The organism is Flavobacterium piscisymbiosum (assembly GCF_020905295.1).
Lineage (GTDB): Bacteria > Bacteroidota > Bacteroidia > Flavobacteriales > Flavobacteriaceae > Flavobacterium > Flavobacterium piscisymbiosum.
The window spans coordinates 5795554-5812769 of record NZ_JAJJMM010000001.1; the positions used below are offsets into that span (position 1 = coordinate 5795554).

Consider the following 17216-nt stretch of genomic DNA (forward strand, 5'->3'; position numbering starts at 1 on the left):
ACACGGATGTTACAGATTTAAACAGATTTGCGCTGATTATTTATTTATTTTTTAAATTAAAATTTGTGGAAATTTGTGGCATTTGTGGCAAAAAAACAGCGTAAAACTAGATAAAACCCGTAACACCCGTGGGCAAAAAAATAACAACCAAAACCAAACCAATTTATACTCAATGTCACACAGTCCGATTAGAAAAGACAAAACCTGCCTGAATTGCAGACACGTTGTAGAACAAAAATTTTGTCCAAATTGCGGACAGGAAAACACAGATTCCCGAAAAACATTTCATCATTTATTTATTCATTTCTTTGAAGATTTAACGCATTATGAAAATGCTTTTTGGCGTACTATCAAAAATCTTTTATTAAAACCTTCTTCTTTAACAAAAGAATATCTTTCAGGAAAGCGATTGTCTTATCTGGCACCGGTACGTCTTTATATTTTCATCAGTTTTGTTACGTTTTTAATGATTGCAATGTTTCCCGTTCATGTCAATGATGAAGTAAATGAATCTCATAAATCTGAAAATATTAAAAATCAGGCTTCATCACATACAAATTCATTAAAAGATGATAAAAATGTACAAGCTTTATTAAACTCCGAATCAATATCTCAGGAAGATAAAAAAGCAATTGAAAATGTGTTAAGCCATCCCAAAACAAGTGACGACAGCTTAATCAATTTAGGATATAAATCTGTTAATCAAATTGATTCTATTCAAAAATATGGTCCAGAATCTAAAAAGCTTTCTGCCTTTGGTTATTGGATCAATCGAAAAATACAAATTATAAAAGATCAAAATACCGGTAGGGAAGCTCTTGATAAATTTATAGAATCGTTTATACATAATTTACCTAAGGTTTTATTTATAATCATGCCTTTTTTCGCTTTCTTTTTATGGATTTTTCACAATAAAAAGCGTTGGTATTATTTTGACCACGGTATATTTACCTTACATTACTTTTCATTTTTATTGTTAATCTTTTTAATTCTCTTTTCTGTAGATAAAATAGCAACCTTACTCAACTATGGCTTTATTAATTTTATAAGTGGCTGTATAACATTTATTGGAGTAATTTGGGCATTTTATTACTTTTTCCCAGCTCATCATAGATTTTACGGAGAGTCCAGAATTTTGTCTTTTACGAAAAGCATAGTATTGTTTTTTATTAACTCATTTTTTATCCTACTTTTACTATTAGCCTTTGCTTTTTATACATTTATCAATTTACACTAATACCAAATGAAAAAAATTATAATTCTATTATTAATTGGTTCTGCATTTTCCTGTAAAAACATGCAGTCAGTTGCATCAAAAGACAATTCAGACCCAACTAAATACATAAAATCTATTAGCGAGAAAGATTTAAAAAAGATGTTGTACGTTGTGGCTTCTGACGAAATGGAAGGCCGCGAGACCGGATCTAAAGGCCAGAAAAAAGCAGGTCTTTATATGATCGAGCAATATAAAAAGAATGGCATTTCGTTTCCTAAAGGAGCAACTGATTATTACCAACATATTCCTGCTGCTTTTTTAAACGCAAGACGCAACGAAAACTTACCGGATTCTGAAAATATCTGGGCGTATATCGAAGGTTCTGAAAAACCGGATGAAGTTCTTGTAATCTCTGCACATTACGATCACGTAGGTATTAAAAACGGCGAAGTTTATAACGGAGCTGATGATGACGGCTCAGGAACTGTAGCGGTAATAGAAATGGCTAAAGCGTTTGCTAAAGCTAAAAAACAAGGTCACGGACCAAAACGTTCTATCTTATTCCTTCACGTAACGGGCGAAGAGCATGGTTTGCACGGATCACGTTATTATTCTGAGAATCCATTGTTCCCAATTGCCAATACCATTACAGATATCAATATTGATATGATTGGTCGCCGCGATGTAGAACATGCTAAAACAAATAATTATGTTTATGTAATTGGTGCCGATAGACTATCTACAGATTTGCACAACATTGTGGTAGCACAAAATGAAAAATACACTAAAATAGATCTTGATTTTAAATTTAACGATCCTAAAGATCCAAACCATTTTTACGAGCGTTCTGATCATTACAACTTTGCAAAGTTTGGCATTCCTGCTGTTTTCTTCTTCAACGGAGTTCACGAAGATTACCACGGTAAAGGTGATGAACCTCAAAAAATCGAATACGATGCTTTGACCAAAAGAACAAAACTGGCTTTTGTGGTTGCCTGGGATTTAGCCAATAGAGAGAATAGACCGGTAGTGGATAAGAAGTAAGTTTTTTTAGTTGCTAAGGTTCTGAGATACTACGATTCTAAGTTTTTCTAAAAGAGTTACTAAGGCTCTGAGATACTAAGATTCTAAGTTTTTCTAAAAGAGTTACTAAGGCTCTGAGATACTAAGATTCTAAGTTTTTTTATAGACCAAAGTTTATAAAATGTTGTTATTTGGAAGAAAAAATAACATTGACACTCCAAAAATATAGCCCACGGTTTCAACCGTGGGCTATGTCAAAACATTATCTTTGAAAAACAAAAACGGGATGAGTTTTAAGACTCATCCCGTTTTTTATATCATTTAGTTTAATCTCAAAGAAAAACTCAGCATCTTAGTATCTCAGAACCTTAGCAACTTTCTTAGTCATTCATAGAAATCAAAAACTCTTCGTTGTTTCTTGTTTTCTTGAATCGTTCATTTACAAAATCCATAGATTCTACCGGGTTCATATCAGATAGATATTTACGCATGATCCACATTCTTTGTAAAGTTTTTTCGTCTAATAATAAATCATCACGACGTGTACTTGACGAAGTAAGATCGATTGCAGGGAAAATACGTTTGTTGGCAATTTTACGATCCAATTGAAGTTCCATGTTACCTGTACCTTTAAATTCTTCAAAGATAACCTCATCCATTTTAGAACCAGTTTCAGTCAATGCAGTTGCGATGATACTTAACGAACCACCGTTTTCTACATTTCTTGCCGCTCCAAAGAAACGTTTTGGTTTTTGTAATGCATTGGCATCAACACCACCACTTAACACTTTTCCTGATGCAGGCTGAACTGTATTGTAAGCTCTTGCCAAACGTGTAATCGAATCTAAAAGAATCACAACATCATGACCACATTCTACCAAACGTTTTGCTTTTTCAAGAACAATATTGGCAATTTTCACGTGTTCTTGTGGTTCTCTGTCAAAAGTTGACGCGATAACTTCACCACGCACGCTGCGTTGCATATCTGTAACCTCCTCAGGACGCTCATCGATCAAAAGAACAATAAGGTAAACTTCAGGATGATTGGCAGCGATTGCATTTGCAATGTCTTTAAGCAACATTGTTTTACCCGTTTTAGGCTGAGCGACAATCATACCACGTTGTCCTTTACCAATTGGAGAAAACAAATCGATAATACGGGTTGAAACTGAACTGCCTTTTTCGGCTAATTTAAATTTTTCTGAAGGAAAAACAGGAGTAAGATGTTCAAAAGAAACTCTGTCGCGAACAACTTGCGGATCGTGACCATTGATTTTAAGTACACGAACTAATGGAAAAAATTTCTCGCCTTCTTTAGGAGGACGAACCACTCCTTTTACAGTATCTCCGGTTTTAAGACCAAATAATCTGATTTGTGAGGTTGATAAATAAATATCATCCGGAGAGGCTAAATAATTATAATCTGATGAACGTAAAAAACCATAACCGTCCGGCATCATTTCAAGAACACCTTCACTTTCGATAATTCCGTCAAATTCAAAATCTGAATCTCTGAAATTGTTCTTTTTGTTTTTATGATTTGGATTTTGATTCCCGTTATTCCCATTTCCGTTCCCATTTGGGTTTGGGTTTGGATTTGCATTTGCATTTTGATTTGGGTTTTGGTTGGGATTCTGGTTTGGATTTTTAATCTGGTTCGGATTGACCTTTTTAACCAGAACAGGTGCTTCTGTTTTTTCAGCAGTTGAAGTTTCTGCTACAGCTTCGCCTTCCTGAACGGGTTCTTTTACGGCTTCTTTTTCTTTTTGCAAAGCGACTTTTTTCTCGTAAGCTGATTTATTAAATTTTACGATTTTAGGTCCTTTTTTCTCTGTTGCTTCATTTGCCGGAGCTTCCTGAACTTCTGAATTTTCAGGAGTTTCTGCCTCTTGCTTAACTTCTACAGCTGCCTTAACTATTGGAGCTTGTTTGGCTTTAGGAGCTATTTTAGCTGTTGGAGTTGGTTTTACAGCTACCGGAGCTTCTGTTTTTTCCGGAGTTTCCTCTATTGTATCAAATTCTAGAACGGGAGCATTTTTACTAATAGCCGCTTTTTTCACAGGAACAATCCTGGCTCTTTTTGGCTTATCATCAACATTTTCCTTTTCGGTTACAGCACTAGGAGATGGTGCTACAGTGGTTTCCTGATGTGCTAAAATCTGACTGATTAAGGTCTCTTTTTTGACACCAGTAAACTTTATAGTTTTAGCTAACTTAGCTATTTCTTGAAGCTCAGAAAGCTTCATTTCTTTTAATGCAGAAATATCAAACATGAATGTTCTATGAATTTAATTATTTTAACGGAATACTGTAAAAAGATAGGTAGATAATAGTTTTCGATTGACCGCAGTATGAAGTGCTTACGGTATTATGATGCAATAATACGAATAAAATTTAATCATACAATAGTATTTTAAAAAAAGAAAATATATTTTTGTAAAACAATTTTAGACCATGATACAACGAATTCAGACTGTATATTTAATTCTTGCATTTATTGCAACAAGTGTTTTGCTTCTTTTTATTCCGTTATGGACATTAAAAGGCGGAGCATTATTTTTCTTTAATCAAGATCCAATATATACTGTAATAGTGGGATTAAGTACAATGCTTACTATAATTAGTATCATTTCATACAAAAAAAGACAAAATCAGTTTGTAATGAACAGACTGAACATAATATTAAATTTAATTTTATTAGGATTGTTTGTATATCGCTCTCTAAATTTATCTGGAGAAACAATAGTTTCAGAGAAAGGTATTGGGATGTTTCTACCAATTGTTGCTATCGTATTATTAGTGTTAGCTAATAAGGCCATCAAGAAGGATGAAGATCTTGTAAAATCTGCAGACCGTTTGAGATAAACCTATAAACTTAAGTTTTTTGTGCGAAGAGAACCCGAATTGTATAATTCGGGTTTTTTTGTGGGTCAAATTTTATAATTTTTCTCACCATCAATTAAAACAGGGACTAAAAACAACTTTGTAAGATAATTTTTTCATAAATTTGCTTTTTCAGTTCCAAAACAATCATGACACACAAAATAAGGATACATCTTGCTGATGATCATCAAGTACTTATCGATGGCCTTACCAATCTGCTTCAAACCGTAAACAACTTTGAAGTGGTGGGCAATTCATTGGACGGAACTACTGTTTATGATGATGTCATTCGCAACAATGCCGACATTCTGGTTTTAGATATCAGCATGCCCAAAAAAGATGGTATCGAAGTATTAAAAGAATTCAGCCAAAAAGATTTTCCCTGCAAGGTTATTATTTTATCCAGTTATGATGATTTAAAGATCATCAAAGAAGTAATGAAGTTAGGTGCCAAAGGCTATCTCACAAAAAAATGCGCTGGCGAGAATATAATAGAAGCCATTGAAGCTGTGTATCAGGGTCAGGAATATTTTTGTGACGCTGTTAGAGAGAAAATATTTAATAGTTTTACCCATAATAACCCCAAATTAAACAAACCACTTTACGTTGAAAATCCAATTTTGAGTGCCAGGGAAATCGAAATTGTAACATTGATTTCACTTGAATATAGTGGTAAAGAAATAAGCGAACAGCTTTTTATTAGTATGAATACGGTTGAAACACATCGAAAAAATATTATGAAAAAACTTCAGATTAAAAATACCATTGGGTTGGTAAAGTACGCCCTTAAAAACAACTTAATAACCCCTTAGGTATTATATTAAAGAATCGAAACTATTTTAATTCATGGCTTTAATCAGAGTTTTTATATTATTTCTATTTCTTTCTTCTGCTGGCGGAAGCGCCTTATTTAGCCAGCAAAATCCTTCTTCGGCTTCTACAGAAACTACTATAAGAGCTCAGGAAAAACCCAATAAAAAGAGTCTTTCTGAGGTTCGAAAACTCGAGCAGCTCCGCAATAAAAAAGTAGTAAGTTTATCGATTGTACTTGTTGTCATCGTTTTCTTTTTGTTTTACTTCCTTTATCAGAATAACAAGCTAAAACAAAAAATTAAACGAAAAGATACCAAACAAAAAATACTCCTTAATGTTATCAATGCCGGAATAGACAGTCAGGAAATCGAACGCAAAAAGATTGCCTCGTTTTTGCATGACAATATCAATTCGTTATTGTCGTCTGTAGGTTTGCATTTAAATACTTACACCACCCAAAATAATCTAAAATCTGAAGAGATTCAGAAAGCCAAAGCGATACTGCAGCAAGCACATGATCTTTTACGGGACATGTCGCACGATTTAGTACCTACTCTTTTGGTGCGTTTTGGTTTGATTTATGCCTTGGAAGATTTATGTGAAAGAAATACCAATTCGAGTATTCAATTTGAATTTTCAAGTACAATTACGACTGATAAAAGATATATTGAGAAATTCGAAATGAAAGTATATTTCATCGTATCAGAACTCTTTAGCAATATCATAAAGCATAGCGACGCAAAAAAAGCTCAGATTTCGCTACAAGAAAACAACGATCAGTTTATCATTGTTATTCATGATGACGGAAAAGGTTTTAAAACCGAAAAACTAAACGAGGCTGAGGGTTTTGGATTGAACAGAATTAGAGCCCGTATTAAAAAATACAAAGGAAGTTTATCCATTATTTCTAAGGTCAACGAAGGAACTTCTATTAAAATAAAAATTCCGTTACCGCACTAATCAATTACTTTTTGCCGATTTCGACAATCTCGAGATCTTTTATTTTATCATCATCAATTACAAATCGCAACATGGTTCGCACCTGATGAAATCCGCTTTTTCCTGCCGCGCCGGGATTCATGTGCAGTAAATTATTCTTTTTATCAAACATTACTTTTAAAATATGCGAATGTCCGCAAATGAATAATTTAGGCGGATTCGAAGCCATTTCCTCTCTAATTGCCGGATTGTATTTTCCGGGATAACCGCCAATATGGGTAATCCAAACGGAAACATTTTCGCATAAAAAACGATTATGTAACGGAAATTCTAATCGGGCTTGTGCGTCATCAATATTGCCATAAACACAACGCAGGGGCTTCAGTTTTTTTATGGTATCGGTAACATTCAGATCTCCAATATCTCCCGCATGCCAAACTTCATCTGCCTGATTTACATATTTTAAAATAGTATCATCAATATGACTGTGGGTATCGGAAAGGAGGAGGATTTTTTTCATTCTAAGTGACTAAGATTCTAAGCTGCTAAGGTACTGAGATTTTTTTTAAAATAAATTTAAAGATTTTTCGTAAAGGCGCACTGCAGTGCGCCTTTCACAGGGTTTTCTTTTATTTTTGAGCATAAAAATATGCTTATTAAACCTGACAGGTTTTTGAAACCTGTCAGGTTTATCCACATTGTGTTTTACATATATTTTTTAAAATTAAAAATCCGGTCTGCTTTCGCAAACCGGATTTAAAAACTTTGTTTAAGACGCACTGCTGTGCGCCTCTACGATATACGATGTGTTTTACATTTTCACGTATAACATTTCACATCAAACGTTTTATAATAATTACTGTTTCTTAAGGTTTTTACCATCTTTAGAATCTTTGGTATCCATCATCTCCATTAGTTTTAATCCCAATAAACCGCTGATAGAGCCGTCAGATCCACCATTTCCTGAAATTAAAACGTCTGGAATTACTTTGATATTTCCTTTTCCAATCTCTTCGGTTACTTTATATCGGGTAAAATTATCACCACCCATTGCACTAACCTGAAGTTGATACGATTCTGCGGTCGATTTACCAATTGCCATGATTTTCTCTGCTTCGGCAAGACCTGTTTTTGAGATTCTTTCGGCCTCGGCACTTGCATTTAGTTTCGTAGCTTCTGCCTGTGCTCCCGCTCTTGCTTTCGTAGCTTCAGCTTCGGCATTGGCACGCATTTTTGTAGCTTCGGCTTCGGCGTTTACGTTTAATTTTAAACTTGTTGCGTCACCTTCTGCTTTCTTAACGGTTGCATCGGCTGTACGTTGCGCAATTTCAACACTTTGCGAAGCGCGAACAATTTCTTTTTGCATATCTGCAATCGCGGTTTCTTTCTCCATTCCCTGACGTTGTTCCTGCGCCATTCTTTGGGTTTGATATGTTTTTTGCTCTTCTTCAGCCAGTTTTCTGTCTGTTAATGTTTTCATCAATGAATCTGGCGGAACGATATCTCCAATCAAAGTATCAACAGCATTTACGTTATATTCGTCAAGAACTAACTTAATATGATTTTTAGCCGATTCCTGGCGTTCTTTTCTAGTTGATAAAAAAGAAATCACATCGCTATCCTGAGCCGAGTTTCTAAAATAGTTACCAATTGTAGGCTCTAAAACCTGAGAAACCAGATTGTTCATGCTTCCAAAACGGGCAATTACTTTTGGCGCTTCGGCAGCCGGAACGTGAATAATTTGTGCCACGTCCAGATTAAACGGGAAACCATCTTTTGAACGCACCGTAATTGTAGAAAGATTTTTATCTAAATCATGGGATTCACTTCTGGCATTTGCCCAGTTTAGAACCAAATTGGTTGTTGGAACAGCTTCTAGTTTAGTTGTGTATTTGTTCAAAGCATATTTTCCTGGTCCAAGAGGTTCCATCCAAACACCACGTTGTCCTTTCGAAACAATATTTCCGTGTTTAAAAGTATCTCCGGTAACATCCTGACCGTCTTCTCCAATATAAGAAATCACAACACCAACATATCCGATAGGCACATCGGTCATTGGGTTTTGTTCGATTTGTACTCCCCATGTATTAATATAGTAAGAACCTGCCAACATTACCTGAGGTTGCAAACCACGATTTCCGCCAGTATCCAGAAACTTGTCAAAATCCTGAAAGTTATTATGACCTTCCACAAACTTTCCGGCAATTTGTCCTTGCGGAATTGGTTCTCCGTCAAGAGCGGTTACAATACCAATCATGTTCTCGTAAATCTTGATTTGATCAGCGATTACAATTTCGAACAAGAACGTATTAATACGATACGAACCTGTGGTAATAAATGCCGTTTGACGTCCTTTTTGTCCGCCATTATCCAGGAAAAAAGTAGCATCCTGAAAATTGTCACTGTCTACTTTTCGGGCTAAAATTCGTCCGGTTGGGATTTCCTGTCCGTCCTTGCTTAAAACCAATCCAATTTTGCCTTCCGGAATTACGGTAAATCCAGACATATCGATTGAGTATTGCCAGATCCACATTCCCCAGTACAAACCCGGAGCAAGCGTCTTGGCCTGATAACCTGCTTCTCCTTTTGTCGCAATAATACGACCATCCGGAAGCGATTTATCAGCTCCAAACAAAACGAATTTTTTGGTTACAAGACCAATTTTATCCTCAGGAACCATTACCATCCCGAAGAAAACACGCAAAATAAATTTGTAAAAAATAATGGAGAATAAGATTAAAATTATCCACCAATAAGAAGTAATTTCATTCATAGTTTTTGATATATTAGATTACAAACATAGGAGAAATACTTCCTGTTAAAATGAAAAATTATTAAAATTAACTTTTGTTAATTTTAATGAAATAATGTTAAAAAAAGCCTTTCATTAAATCGTTGGAATTGTCAATTTCTGACACGATTTTTTACTGAGCAAACTATGATTGGTATTTTGGACTTTAACAGTTTTTTGGGCAGGTTCTAAGGTTCTAGGTTGCTAAGAGTCTAAGTTTCTCCTTTGGGATTTTTGAAATTCGGCGGTTATTTGTAGAGACGCAGTATGTCTAACGTCATGTAAATCTACGACGATAAACGTTGCGTAGACGCACTGCAGTGCGTTTCTACGATATACTTTGCGGAAAAAACTTTTGAACCTTTGTGTCTATGAAACTATAAAGTTTTCCACAGATTAAAGATTAAAATGATTTTAAAAAATATGTAAAATCTGCGTGAAAAAATTATAATATGTTTTTTATTGTAGGGACACACTGCAGTACGTCTCTACGATATACGTTGTGGAAAAAAATCTCAGTCCCGAAGCCTCGGGATAGCATCTTAGACTCTTAGCAACCTAGAACCTTAGCTTCTTCAAAAAAACCTTTGTACCTTTGCCCCTCAGAACCTCTTTACCTTAAAATGAGATATTTTATTCAATTTGCCTATAACGGAACACATTATCATGGATGGCAATTTCAGCCCAATGCGTCTTCTGTTCAGGAAACTTTAAACAAAGCACTTTCGGTTTTACTGAATGCTCCTATAAATGTAATGGGAGCCGGAAGAACGGATACTGGTGTTCATGCAAGTGAAATGTACGGTCATTTTGATTTTGAAACTCCAATTGATGTTCTGACTTTAATACATAAACTGAATTCGTATTTGCCAAAAGACATTGCGATTTTTGATATTATTTTGGTTAAGGACGATGCACATTGTCGATTTGACGCTACTAAAAGAACGTATGAATACCATATCAATACTGTTAAAAATCCGTTTTTGCAGGAATTGAGTTGGTATTTTAATCAAAAATTAGACGTAGCTTTGATGAATGAAGCGGCAAAAATCTTACTGAATCATACAGATTTTCAATGTTTCTCGAAGGTAAATACAGATGTAAACACATTTGATTGCACAATTTTTGAAGCCTATTGGAAAATTGAAAACAAGAACCTGATTTTTACCATTTCGGCAAATCGTTTTTTACGAAATATGGTTCGTTCTATTGTGGGTACTCTTGTAAACATTGGTTTACACAAAATTTCGCTGACCGATTTTGAAAATATTATTGCAAGTAAAAGCAGAGAAAAAGCTGGGTTTTCGGTTCCGGCACACGGATTATATTTAACCGAAATTTATTACGATTACATCATAAAATAGCCCTGATTGAAGTGAAAAGCTTTTTTGAAAAAAATATTGTTTTTGTGTTTTTATAGAGCGACCAACGGAAGCTTTATAAAAACAGTACAAAAACATATTTTTGAGAAAAACTTGTAACGGAAAGCAGGAAATAGCTCCTAAAAAATATAATGAAAGCAAAAGCATTTGATACCGGATTATTCAAACGAATTTTAACTTATACAAAACCTTATAAATGGCGCTATTATGGCGTTATTCTTTTTGCAGTTTCTTTGTCGATTTTTGCAGCGCTTCGCCCCTATTTATTAAAACAAACGGTCGACGGCTATATCAAGACGCATGACAAGGAAGGTTTATTGATGTACATTATATTAATGGGCGTTGTTCTTTTGTTTGAAGTATTCTCTCAGTTTTATTTTGTGTATTGGGCCAACTGGCTGGGTCAGGATATTGTAAAGGATATTAGAACAAAACTATTCAAACATATTTTGAGCTTTAGAATGAAATATTTTGATTTGGTTCCGGTGGGGCAATTGGTAACCAGATCAGTATCTGATATTGAATCGATTGCGCGTATTTTTAGTCAGGGTTTGTTCATGATTATTAGCGACCTGATGAAAATGCTGGTGGTTTTGATTTTTATGTTTTATATGAACTGGAAGCTGACCTGGATTGTGGTGGTTGCAATGCCTATTCTGGTTTTTATTACCCGAATTTTCCAACGCAAAATGCAGGTGGCTTTTGAGGAAGTTAGAACGCAAATTGCCAATATGAACTCGTTTGTACAGGAACGTGTTACGGGAATGAAGATTGTACAGCTTTTTAACCGTGAGAAAATTGAAGCGGATAATTTTAAAGTAATCAACGATAAACACCGAGTGGCGTGGATAAAAACGATTTTGTACAACTCGATCTTTTTCCCGATTGCCGATATTATTTCGTCTATTACTTTAGGATTAGTGGTGGTTTATGGCGGATTTAAAATCCTAAACGGCGATCACTTCACTACGTTTGGGGATTTATTCTCTTATACGATGTTTATCGGGATGTTGTTTAATCCACTGCGTCAGATTGCGGATAAATTCAACGAGATGCAATTGGGTATGATTGCTGCCAATCGTGTTTTTGATATTATAGATACACAAGATCATATTCAGGATACAGGAACGCTTGAAGCTCCGGTTTTTGAAGGAAGTATTGAGTTTAAGGACGTTCGTTTTAGTTATATTCCGGAAGAGGAAGTAATAAAAGGTATCGATTTATCTGTGGCTTCAGGCCAAACCGTGGCAATTGTAGGTTCTACAGGAGCAGGAAAATCGACAATCATCAATTTGCTGAATCGTTTTTACGAGATCAATAGCGGAACTATTTTTATCGATGGTCATAATATAGAGAACTATACTTTGGCTTCTTTAAGAAAACAAATTGCGGTGGTTTTGCAGGATGTATTTTTGTTTGCCGATACTATATATAATAACATCACTTTGCACAATCCTGAAATTACGCGTGAGAAAGTACTCGACGCTGCGAAAAAAATTGGAGTGCACGATTTTATCATGAGTTTGCCTGATAATTATGATTTTGATGTTAAGGAACGTGGTGTAATGCTTTCGTCAGGACAACGTCAGTTAATTGCGTTTTTAAGATCTTATGTGAGCAATCCTAGTATTTTGATTTTGGATGAAGCTACGTCATCGATCGATACGTATTCTGAAGAATTGATTCAGCGTGCTACCGAAACGATTACTAAAGGAAGAACTTCGATTATTATCGCGCATCGATTGGCTACAATTGTAAATGCAGATAAAATTGTAGTAATGGATAAAGGTTTGATTGTTGAGCAGGGAACGCATCAGGAATTGCTTAATAAAGTCGACGGTTACTACAAAAACCTCTACGACTCGCAGTTTTCGGTCGCTAACTAGGAATTGAAATGCTAAAAAAATTCTTAAAAAAGTTAAATTAGCGTTATAGGAATCATAAATGTAATATCTGACGGAAATTATATAACTGCTTTGATTTTTGAATTATTTATATTTGAGTATGTATAATTCAAATGCAAAAGAAAATGCCACAAAACAGATTTTATCCAAACGAACAATTCAAAGAAATAGAAATAAACGCCTCATTACAACTTAGATATGCCATTTCAAACAAAGGCCGATTAATCAGCTTTTCAGACGAAATTCAAAACGGCCGTCTCTTAAAAGGCGGTTTAAGCGATGGTTATCCAACCTTTAGATTTAAGGTTAAAAATGAGGACAAAATTGTCAAAAAATACCTTTTCTTATACAAATTAGTTGCCCAGTATTTTATTCCAAAAACATCCGAAGAACAGACTTATGTATTGCATCTGGATTACAACAGAAGTAATGATGATGTAAATAATTTGCGTTGGGCTACAAAGGCCGAAATGATGGCGCATAGTCGTAAAAGTCCGCGTGTGATTCAGGCCAAAAAGAACCTGATCGAACACAACCTAAAAGCCGACGGAAGAAAATTAACGACTACCAAAGTAATGTTAATCAAGAAAATACTGGCGAGACCAGAACAAAAAACTAGACTAAAAATGATTGCCAAACAATTTGGCGTAAGCGAAATGCAAATACGACGTATTGCCAGCGGTGAAAACTGGGGACACGTTAAAGTTTAATTATAAATTATGAATGATGAATTATTAATTTTTAATTTTTAAGTAATTTATCATTCTGAGCGAAGTCGAAGATCTTTTCAATACGAAAAGGACTTCGACTTCGTTTATTTTGATTAGCAATTTAATTTGAGTTTTCGTTTCTAAATTTGATTTTTCAATTCATAATTCACAATTTGCAATTAACAATTACTTAAGTTTCTGTGAAAAGATCAAAATCAGTACGGGTAAAAATAAAATTTCAGGTGTTTTTTAAAATAATTCCTTAAATTCGCAATCACAAATAACAAAAGAATAAATCGAAAAATGAGTTTCGGAATTAAACTTCATTTTTCGGTAATAAATACTAAAAACCAAAAAGATGAAATACGACGTTATTGTTTTAGGAAGTGGTCCTGGTGGATATGTAACAGCTATTAGAGCTTCGCAATTAGGCTTTAAAGTAGCTGTAGTGGAGAAAGAAAACCTTGGTGGTGTATGTTTGAACTGGGGATGTATCCCAACAAAAGCATTACTAAAATCAGCTCAGGTTTTTGATTACTTAAAACACGCTTCTGACTACGGATTGAAAGTTTCTGAATTCGATAAAGATTTCCCTGCAGTAGTACAACGTAGCCGTAGTGTTGCTGACGGAATGAGCAAAGGAGTTCAGTTCCTGATGAAAAAAAACAAAATTGACGTTATTGAAGGTTTTGGAAAACTAAAACCAGGTAAAAAACTTGACGTTACTGATAAAGATAATAAAGTTACTGAATATAGCGCTGATCACATTATCATTGCAACCGGTGCTCGCTCTCGTGAGTTACCAAACTTACCACAAGATGGTGTAAAAGTAATTGGTTACCGTCAGGCAATGACATTACCAACACAACCAAAATCTATGATTATTGTAGGTTCTGGAGCAATTGGAGTTGAATTTGCTCATTTCTATAACTCAATGGGAACTGATGTTACTATTGTAGAATTTATGCCAAATATCGTTCCTGTTGAAGACGAGGATATCTCTAAACAAATGGAGCGTTCTATGAAAAAAGCAGGTGTAAAAATCATGACCAACTCTTCTGTTGAGAAAATTGATACTACCGGAACTGGAGTTAAAGCAACTGTAAAAACAGCAAAAGGAGAAGAAATTCTTGAAGCTGACATCGTACTTTCTGCAGTTGGAATTAAAACTAACATCGAAAACATAGGTTTAGAAGAAGTTGGAATCGCTGTTGACAGAGATAAAATCTTAGTAAACGCTTACAATGCAACTAACATTCCTGGATATTATGCAATTGGAGACGTTACTCCTGGACAAGCTTTGGCTCACGTAGCATCTGCTGAAGGAATTAACTGTGTAGAGAAAATTGCTGGTTTACACGTAGACCCAATCGATTACGGAAACGTTCCTGGTTGTACTTACGCAACTCCTGAAATTGCTTCTGTAGGTTTAACAGAAAAACAAGCTAAAGAAAAAGGATACGAATTAAAAATTGGTAAATTCCCATTCTCAGCTTCAGGAAAAGCAAAAGCTGCCGGTGCTGCTGACGGATTCGTAAAAGTAATTTTCGATGCTAAATATGGAGAATGGTTAGGATGCCACATGATTGGTGCTGGTGTTACAGATATGATTGCTGAAGCAGTTGTAGCCCGTAAACTTGAAACTACAGGTCATGAAATCCTTAAATCTATTCACCCTCACCCAACAATGAGTGAGGCTGTTATGGAAGCTGTAGCTGATGCTTATGGCGAAGTAATTCACTTGTAATATCATACCGTTTTACGGTTATATATAATTTTCAATTTAAAAAATCCGATTTGCGAAAGCAAGTCGGATTTTTTTTATCTATTCAAAATTGCCAAATCTTTTTATAATCCACACTGCGAATGCTAATACAAGTAGACCAATACTAGACCAAATTACGTTTTGAACAGAAAAACTAGAGATAAAATATCCGCCAAGAACTGTTCCGCAAGTTACCGCGGCATTACCACAAGTTGTAAAAATACTGTTTACAAATTCGGGAGATTCTGAAGCTGATGAAGTAAGATTAACATTTCCGATTAAGAAACCTGCCGTATGTACAAAGCCCCAAATTGAGATTAATAGTAACATAGGTATATAATACAGCCCATAGAAATACAAAAGCAAATGAATAATTGTTAGAGCAATAATAAAAACAAAAGCAGTATTTAAAATACTTTTACTTAACATGAAACCTGCAAGCCAATTACCTGCAACTCCAGTTAACCCAAAGATTAAAAGCATCCAACTAATTTGTATTCCATTCATTTTAGTGACGGTATTTAAAAAAACAGCCATAAAACTATAAGTAGAGAACATGGCCGCAATTATCAAAAATGACAGAAAAAAACTAATCCATAAAACAGGCTTTTTCAAAATTTTGGTTTGCGATGATATAGTTTGTTTTTCCGGAGTTTTTATTGAAGGTAAAAAGAACAATATGCCCAGAAAAGATATTGTATTAATAATAGCACACAACACAAAGGATGATTGCCAATTAAACAATGAAGCCATTAAAGTTGCTAATGGAATACCAATTACACTAGACACCGTAAATCCGCCAAAAACAATAGCAACTCCTTTTGAAGATTGCTCGTTGGCCAAATTATTCGCAGCAGTCGAAAGCGCTATAGACCAGAAAACAGGATGCAAAAAAGCCGGTAATAACCTGGCAACCAAAAGCATATTAAAACTAGTTGCAAAAACAGAAAAAACATTTGAAAAAGCAAAAATAGCCAATACAAATAGCATTAATTTTTTTTTATTTAATGACGACATCAAAAGCATTATAAAAGGACCTGATATAGCCACTATTAAGGCAAATAAGCTTAAAAGCTGCCCTGCTTTTTCGATCGTAGTAGCAAAAGCAGAAGCTATTTGAGGCAAAATCCCAATTACTCCAAATTCCGTTGTTCCAATTCCAAATGTTCCCAAAGCCAATAGATAATGTATACGTTTCATAAATTTATTTTTTGCAAATTTGCATCAGTAATAATCAACTTATCCATTACTTACATTTATGTAATACACTTACCTTTTTGAAAGTTAATTGATTCTTAAACACTTAGAAAAATGCCTGATTTTTTTCACGACAGAAAACTTTATTATACTCCAATAGAATTTGCACTTGCGCATATTGGAGGCACATGGAAAATGCCCATATTGTGGAGGCTACAAAATAGTGTTTTACGATTTAGCGAACTAAAGAAAGACATTCCTCATATAACAGACAAAATGCTAACCAGCCAATTAAAGGAACTGGAAAACAAGGGTTTAATCACCAGAACTGCATATCCTACAGTACCGCCAAAGGTTGAATACAATATTACCATAAAAGGAAAAAAAGCGATTCCGGTAATTGAAGTAATAATGAAATATGGATACGAACTTATCAAAGAAGAAGGAATAGAGTATCCTCCTTTAAAATAAAAGATATAGTACTAGTTATACCTAGTTTCAATTTAAAAAATCTGATTTGCGAAAGCGAGTCGGATTTTTTTTATCAATGACTAGTACACTTAAATCAGTAAGTTCATACCATCTTAAAAAAC

Annotated in this window: 14 protein-coding genes and 1 pseudogene; 11 read left to right on the top strand and 4 right to left on the bottom strand. The window is 34.7% G+C overall.

The features are described 5' to 3' along the window. Positions 1-172 precede the first annotated feature (172 nt). The 3 genes and pseudogenes from LNP81_RS27495 to LNP81_RS24350 all read left to right on the top strand — a co-directional run. Positions 173-403 (top strand): annotated as a pseudogene (locus tag LNP81_RS27495) (DUF3667 domain-containing protein); the annotation flags it as partial. A 72-nt stretch (positions 404-475) separates the two neighbouring features. Continuing rightward, a complete protein-coding gene (locus tag LNP81_RS24345) occupies positions 476-1237 on the top strand; it encodes a hypothetical protein (RefSeq protein ID WP_346432761.1) in 762 nt (253 codons plus the stop codon). Between the two features lie 6 nt (positions 1238-1243). Beyond that, entirely contained in the window at positions 1244-2260 is a 1017-nt protein-coding gene (locus LNP81_RS24350) for a M28 family peptidase (protein WP_230039878.1), read from the top strand. 359 nt (positions 2261-2619) lie between these two features. Here LNP81_RS24350 and rho read toward each other — a convergent pair whose 3' ends face one another. Beyond that, the gene (gene rho, locus LNP81_RS24355; protein ID WP_230039880.1) at positions 2620-4512 is read right to left on the bottom strand and encodes a transcription termination factor Rho; all 1893 of its coding nucleotides are present in this window, start codon (positions 4510-4512) and stop codon (positions 2620-2622) included. A gap of 181 nt (positions 4513-4693) precedes the next feature. Between rho and LNP81_RS24360 the strand changes: the two genes are divergently transcribed. The 3 genes from LNP81_RS24360 (at position 4694) to LNP81_RS24370 (ending at position 6895) form a co-directional block, all read left to right on the top strand. After that, positions 4694-5104 (top strand): DUF4293 domain-containing protein, encoded by a 411-nt coding sequence (locus LNP81_RS24360; protein WP_230039882.1) that lies wholly within the window; start codon positions 4694-4696, stop codon positions 5102-5104. 167 nt (positions 5105-5271) lie between these two features. Beyond that, a complete protein-coding gene (locus LNP81_RS24365; RefSeq protein ID WP_230039884.1) occupies positions 5272-5934 on the top strand; it encodes a response regulator in 663 nt (220 codons plus the stop codon). A gap of 34 nt (positions 5935-5968) precedes the next feature. Next, entirely contained in the window at positions 5969-6895 is a 927-nt protein-coding gene (locus LNP81_RS24370; RefSeq protein WP_230039886.1) for a sensor histidine kinase, read from the top strand. Between the two features lie 4 nt (positions 6896-6899). Here LNP81_RS24370 and LNP81_RS24375 read toward each other — a convergent pair whose 3' ends face one another. Next, positions 6900-7394 carry a metallophosphoesterase family protein gene (locus LNP81_RS24375; protein WP_230039888.1) on the bottom strand — a complete coding sequence of 165 codons (495 nt, stop codon included), beginning with the start codon at positions 7392-7394 and terminating at the stop codon, positions 6900-6902. 336 nt (positions 7395-7730) lie between these two features. Further along, on the bottom strand, positions 7731-9647 hold the full coding sequence (locus tag LNP81_RS24380; RefSeq protein WP_230039890.1) for an SPFH domain-containing protein: 1917 nt from the start codon (positions 9645-9647) through the stop codon (positions 7731-7733). Between the two features lie 641 nt (positions 9648-10288). Between LNP81_RS24380 and truA the strand changes: the two genes are divergently transcribed. The 4 genes from truA (at position 10289) to lpdA (ending at position 15408) form a co-directional block, all read left to right on the top strand. Further along, entirely contained in the window at positions 10289-11029 is a 741-nt protein-coding gene (truA, locus tag LNP81_RS24385) for a tRNA pseudouridine(38-40) synthase TruA (protein ID WP_230039892.1), read from the top strand. Positions 11030-11178: 149 nt separating this feature from the next. After that, positions 11179-12933 (top strand): ABC transporter ATP-binding protein, encoded by a 1755-nt coding sequence (locus LNP81_RS24390; protein ID WP_230039894.1) that lies wholly within the window; start codon positions 11179-11181, stop codon positions 12931-12933. A 143-nt stretch (positions 12934-13076) separates the two neighbouring features. Further along, positions 13077-13661, top strand: coding sequence for an NUMOD4 domain-containing protein (locus LNP81_RS24395; protein WP_230039896.1), 585 nt, complete (start codon positions 13077-13079; stop codon positions 13659-13661). A gap of 358 nt (positions 13662-14019) precedes the next feature. Beyond that, the gene (gene lpdA / locus LNP81_RS24400; protein ID WP_230039897.1) at positions 14020-15408 is read left to right on the top strand and encodes a dihydrolipoyl dehydrogenase; all 1389 of its coding nucleotides are present in this window, start codon (positions 14020-14022) and stop codon (positions 15406-15408) included. A gap of 78 nt (positions 15409-15486) precedes the next feature. Here lpdA and LNP81_RS24405 read toward each other — a convergent pair whose 3' ends face one another. Then, positions 15487-16626 carry an MFS transporter gene (locus LNP81_RS24405; protein ID WP_230039898.1) on the bottom strand — a complete coding sequence of 380 codons (1140 nt, stop codon included), beginning with the start codon at positions 16624-16626 and terminating at the stop codon, positions 15487-15489. Positions 16627-16737: 111 nt separating this feature from the next. Here LNP81_RS24405 and LNP81_RS24410 point away from each other — a divergent pair, with 111 nt between their 5' ends. Further along, on the top strand, positions 16738-17094 hold the full coding sequence (locus LNP81_RS24410) for a winged helix-turn-helix transcriptional regulator (protein ID WP_230039899.1): 357 nt from the start codon (positions 16738-16740) through the stop codon (positions 17092-17094). Positions 17095-17216: the final 122 nt, after the last annotated feature.

Bases quoted from the DNA above. Each gene is read 5' to 3' on its own strand.
- LNP81_RS24345 (WP_346432761.1), top strand. From the start codon at position 476: ATGTTTCCCGTTCATGTCAATGATGAAGTAAATGAATCTCATAAATCT.
- LNP81_RS24350 (WP_230039878.1), top strand. From the start codon at position 1,244: ATGAAAAAAATTATAATTCTATTATTAATTGGTTCTGCATTTTCCTGT.
- rho (WP_230039880.1), bottom strand. From the start codon at position 4,512: ATGTTTGATATTTCTGCATTAAAAGAAATGAAGCTTTCTGAGCTTCAA.
- LNP81_RS24360 (WP_230039882.1), top strand. From the start codon at position 4,694: ATGATACAACGAATTCAGACTGTATATTTAATTCTTGCATTTATTGCA.
- LNP81_RS24365 (WP_230039884.1), top strand. From the start codon at position 5,272: ATGACACACAAAATAAGGATACATCTTGCTGATGATCATCAAGTACTT.
- LNP81_RS24370 (WP_230039886.1), top strand. From the start codon at position 5,969: ATGGCTTTAATCAGAGTTTTTATATTATTTCTATTTCTTTCTTCTGCT.
- LNP81_RS24375 (WP_230039888.1), bottom strand. From the start codon at position 7,394: ATGAAAAAAATCCTCCTCCTTTCCGATACCCACAGTCATATTGATGAT.
- LNP81_RS24380 (WP_230039890.1), bottom strand. From the start codon at position 9,647: ATGAATGAAATTACTTCTTATTGGTGGATAATTTTAATCTTATTCTCC.
- truA (WP_230039892.1), top strand. From the start codon at position 10,289: ATGAGATATTTTATTCAATTTGCCTATAACGGAACACATTATCATGGA.
- LNP81_RS24390 (WP_230039894.1), top strand. From the start codon at position 11,179: ATGAAAGCAAAAGCATTTGATACCGGATTATTCAAACGAATTTTAACT.
- LNP81_RS24395 (WP_230039896.1), top strand. From the start codon at position 13,077: ATGCCACAAAACAGATTTTATCCAAACGAACAATTCAAAGAAATAGAA.
- lpdA (WP_230039897.1), top strand. From the start codon at position 14,020: ATGAAATACGACGTTATTGTTTTAGGAAGTGGTCCTGGTGGATATGTA.
- LNP81_RS24405 (WP_230039898.1), bottom strand. From the start codon at position 16,626: ATGAAACGTATACATTATCTATTGGCTTTGGGAACATTTGGAATTGGA.
- LNP81_RS24410 (WP_230039899.1), top strand. From the start codon at position 16,738: ATGCCTGATTTTTTTCACGACAGAAAACTTTATTATACTCCAATAGAA.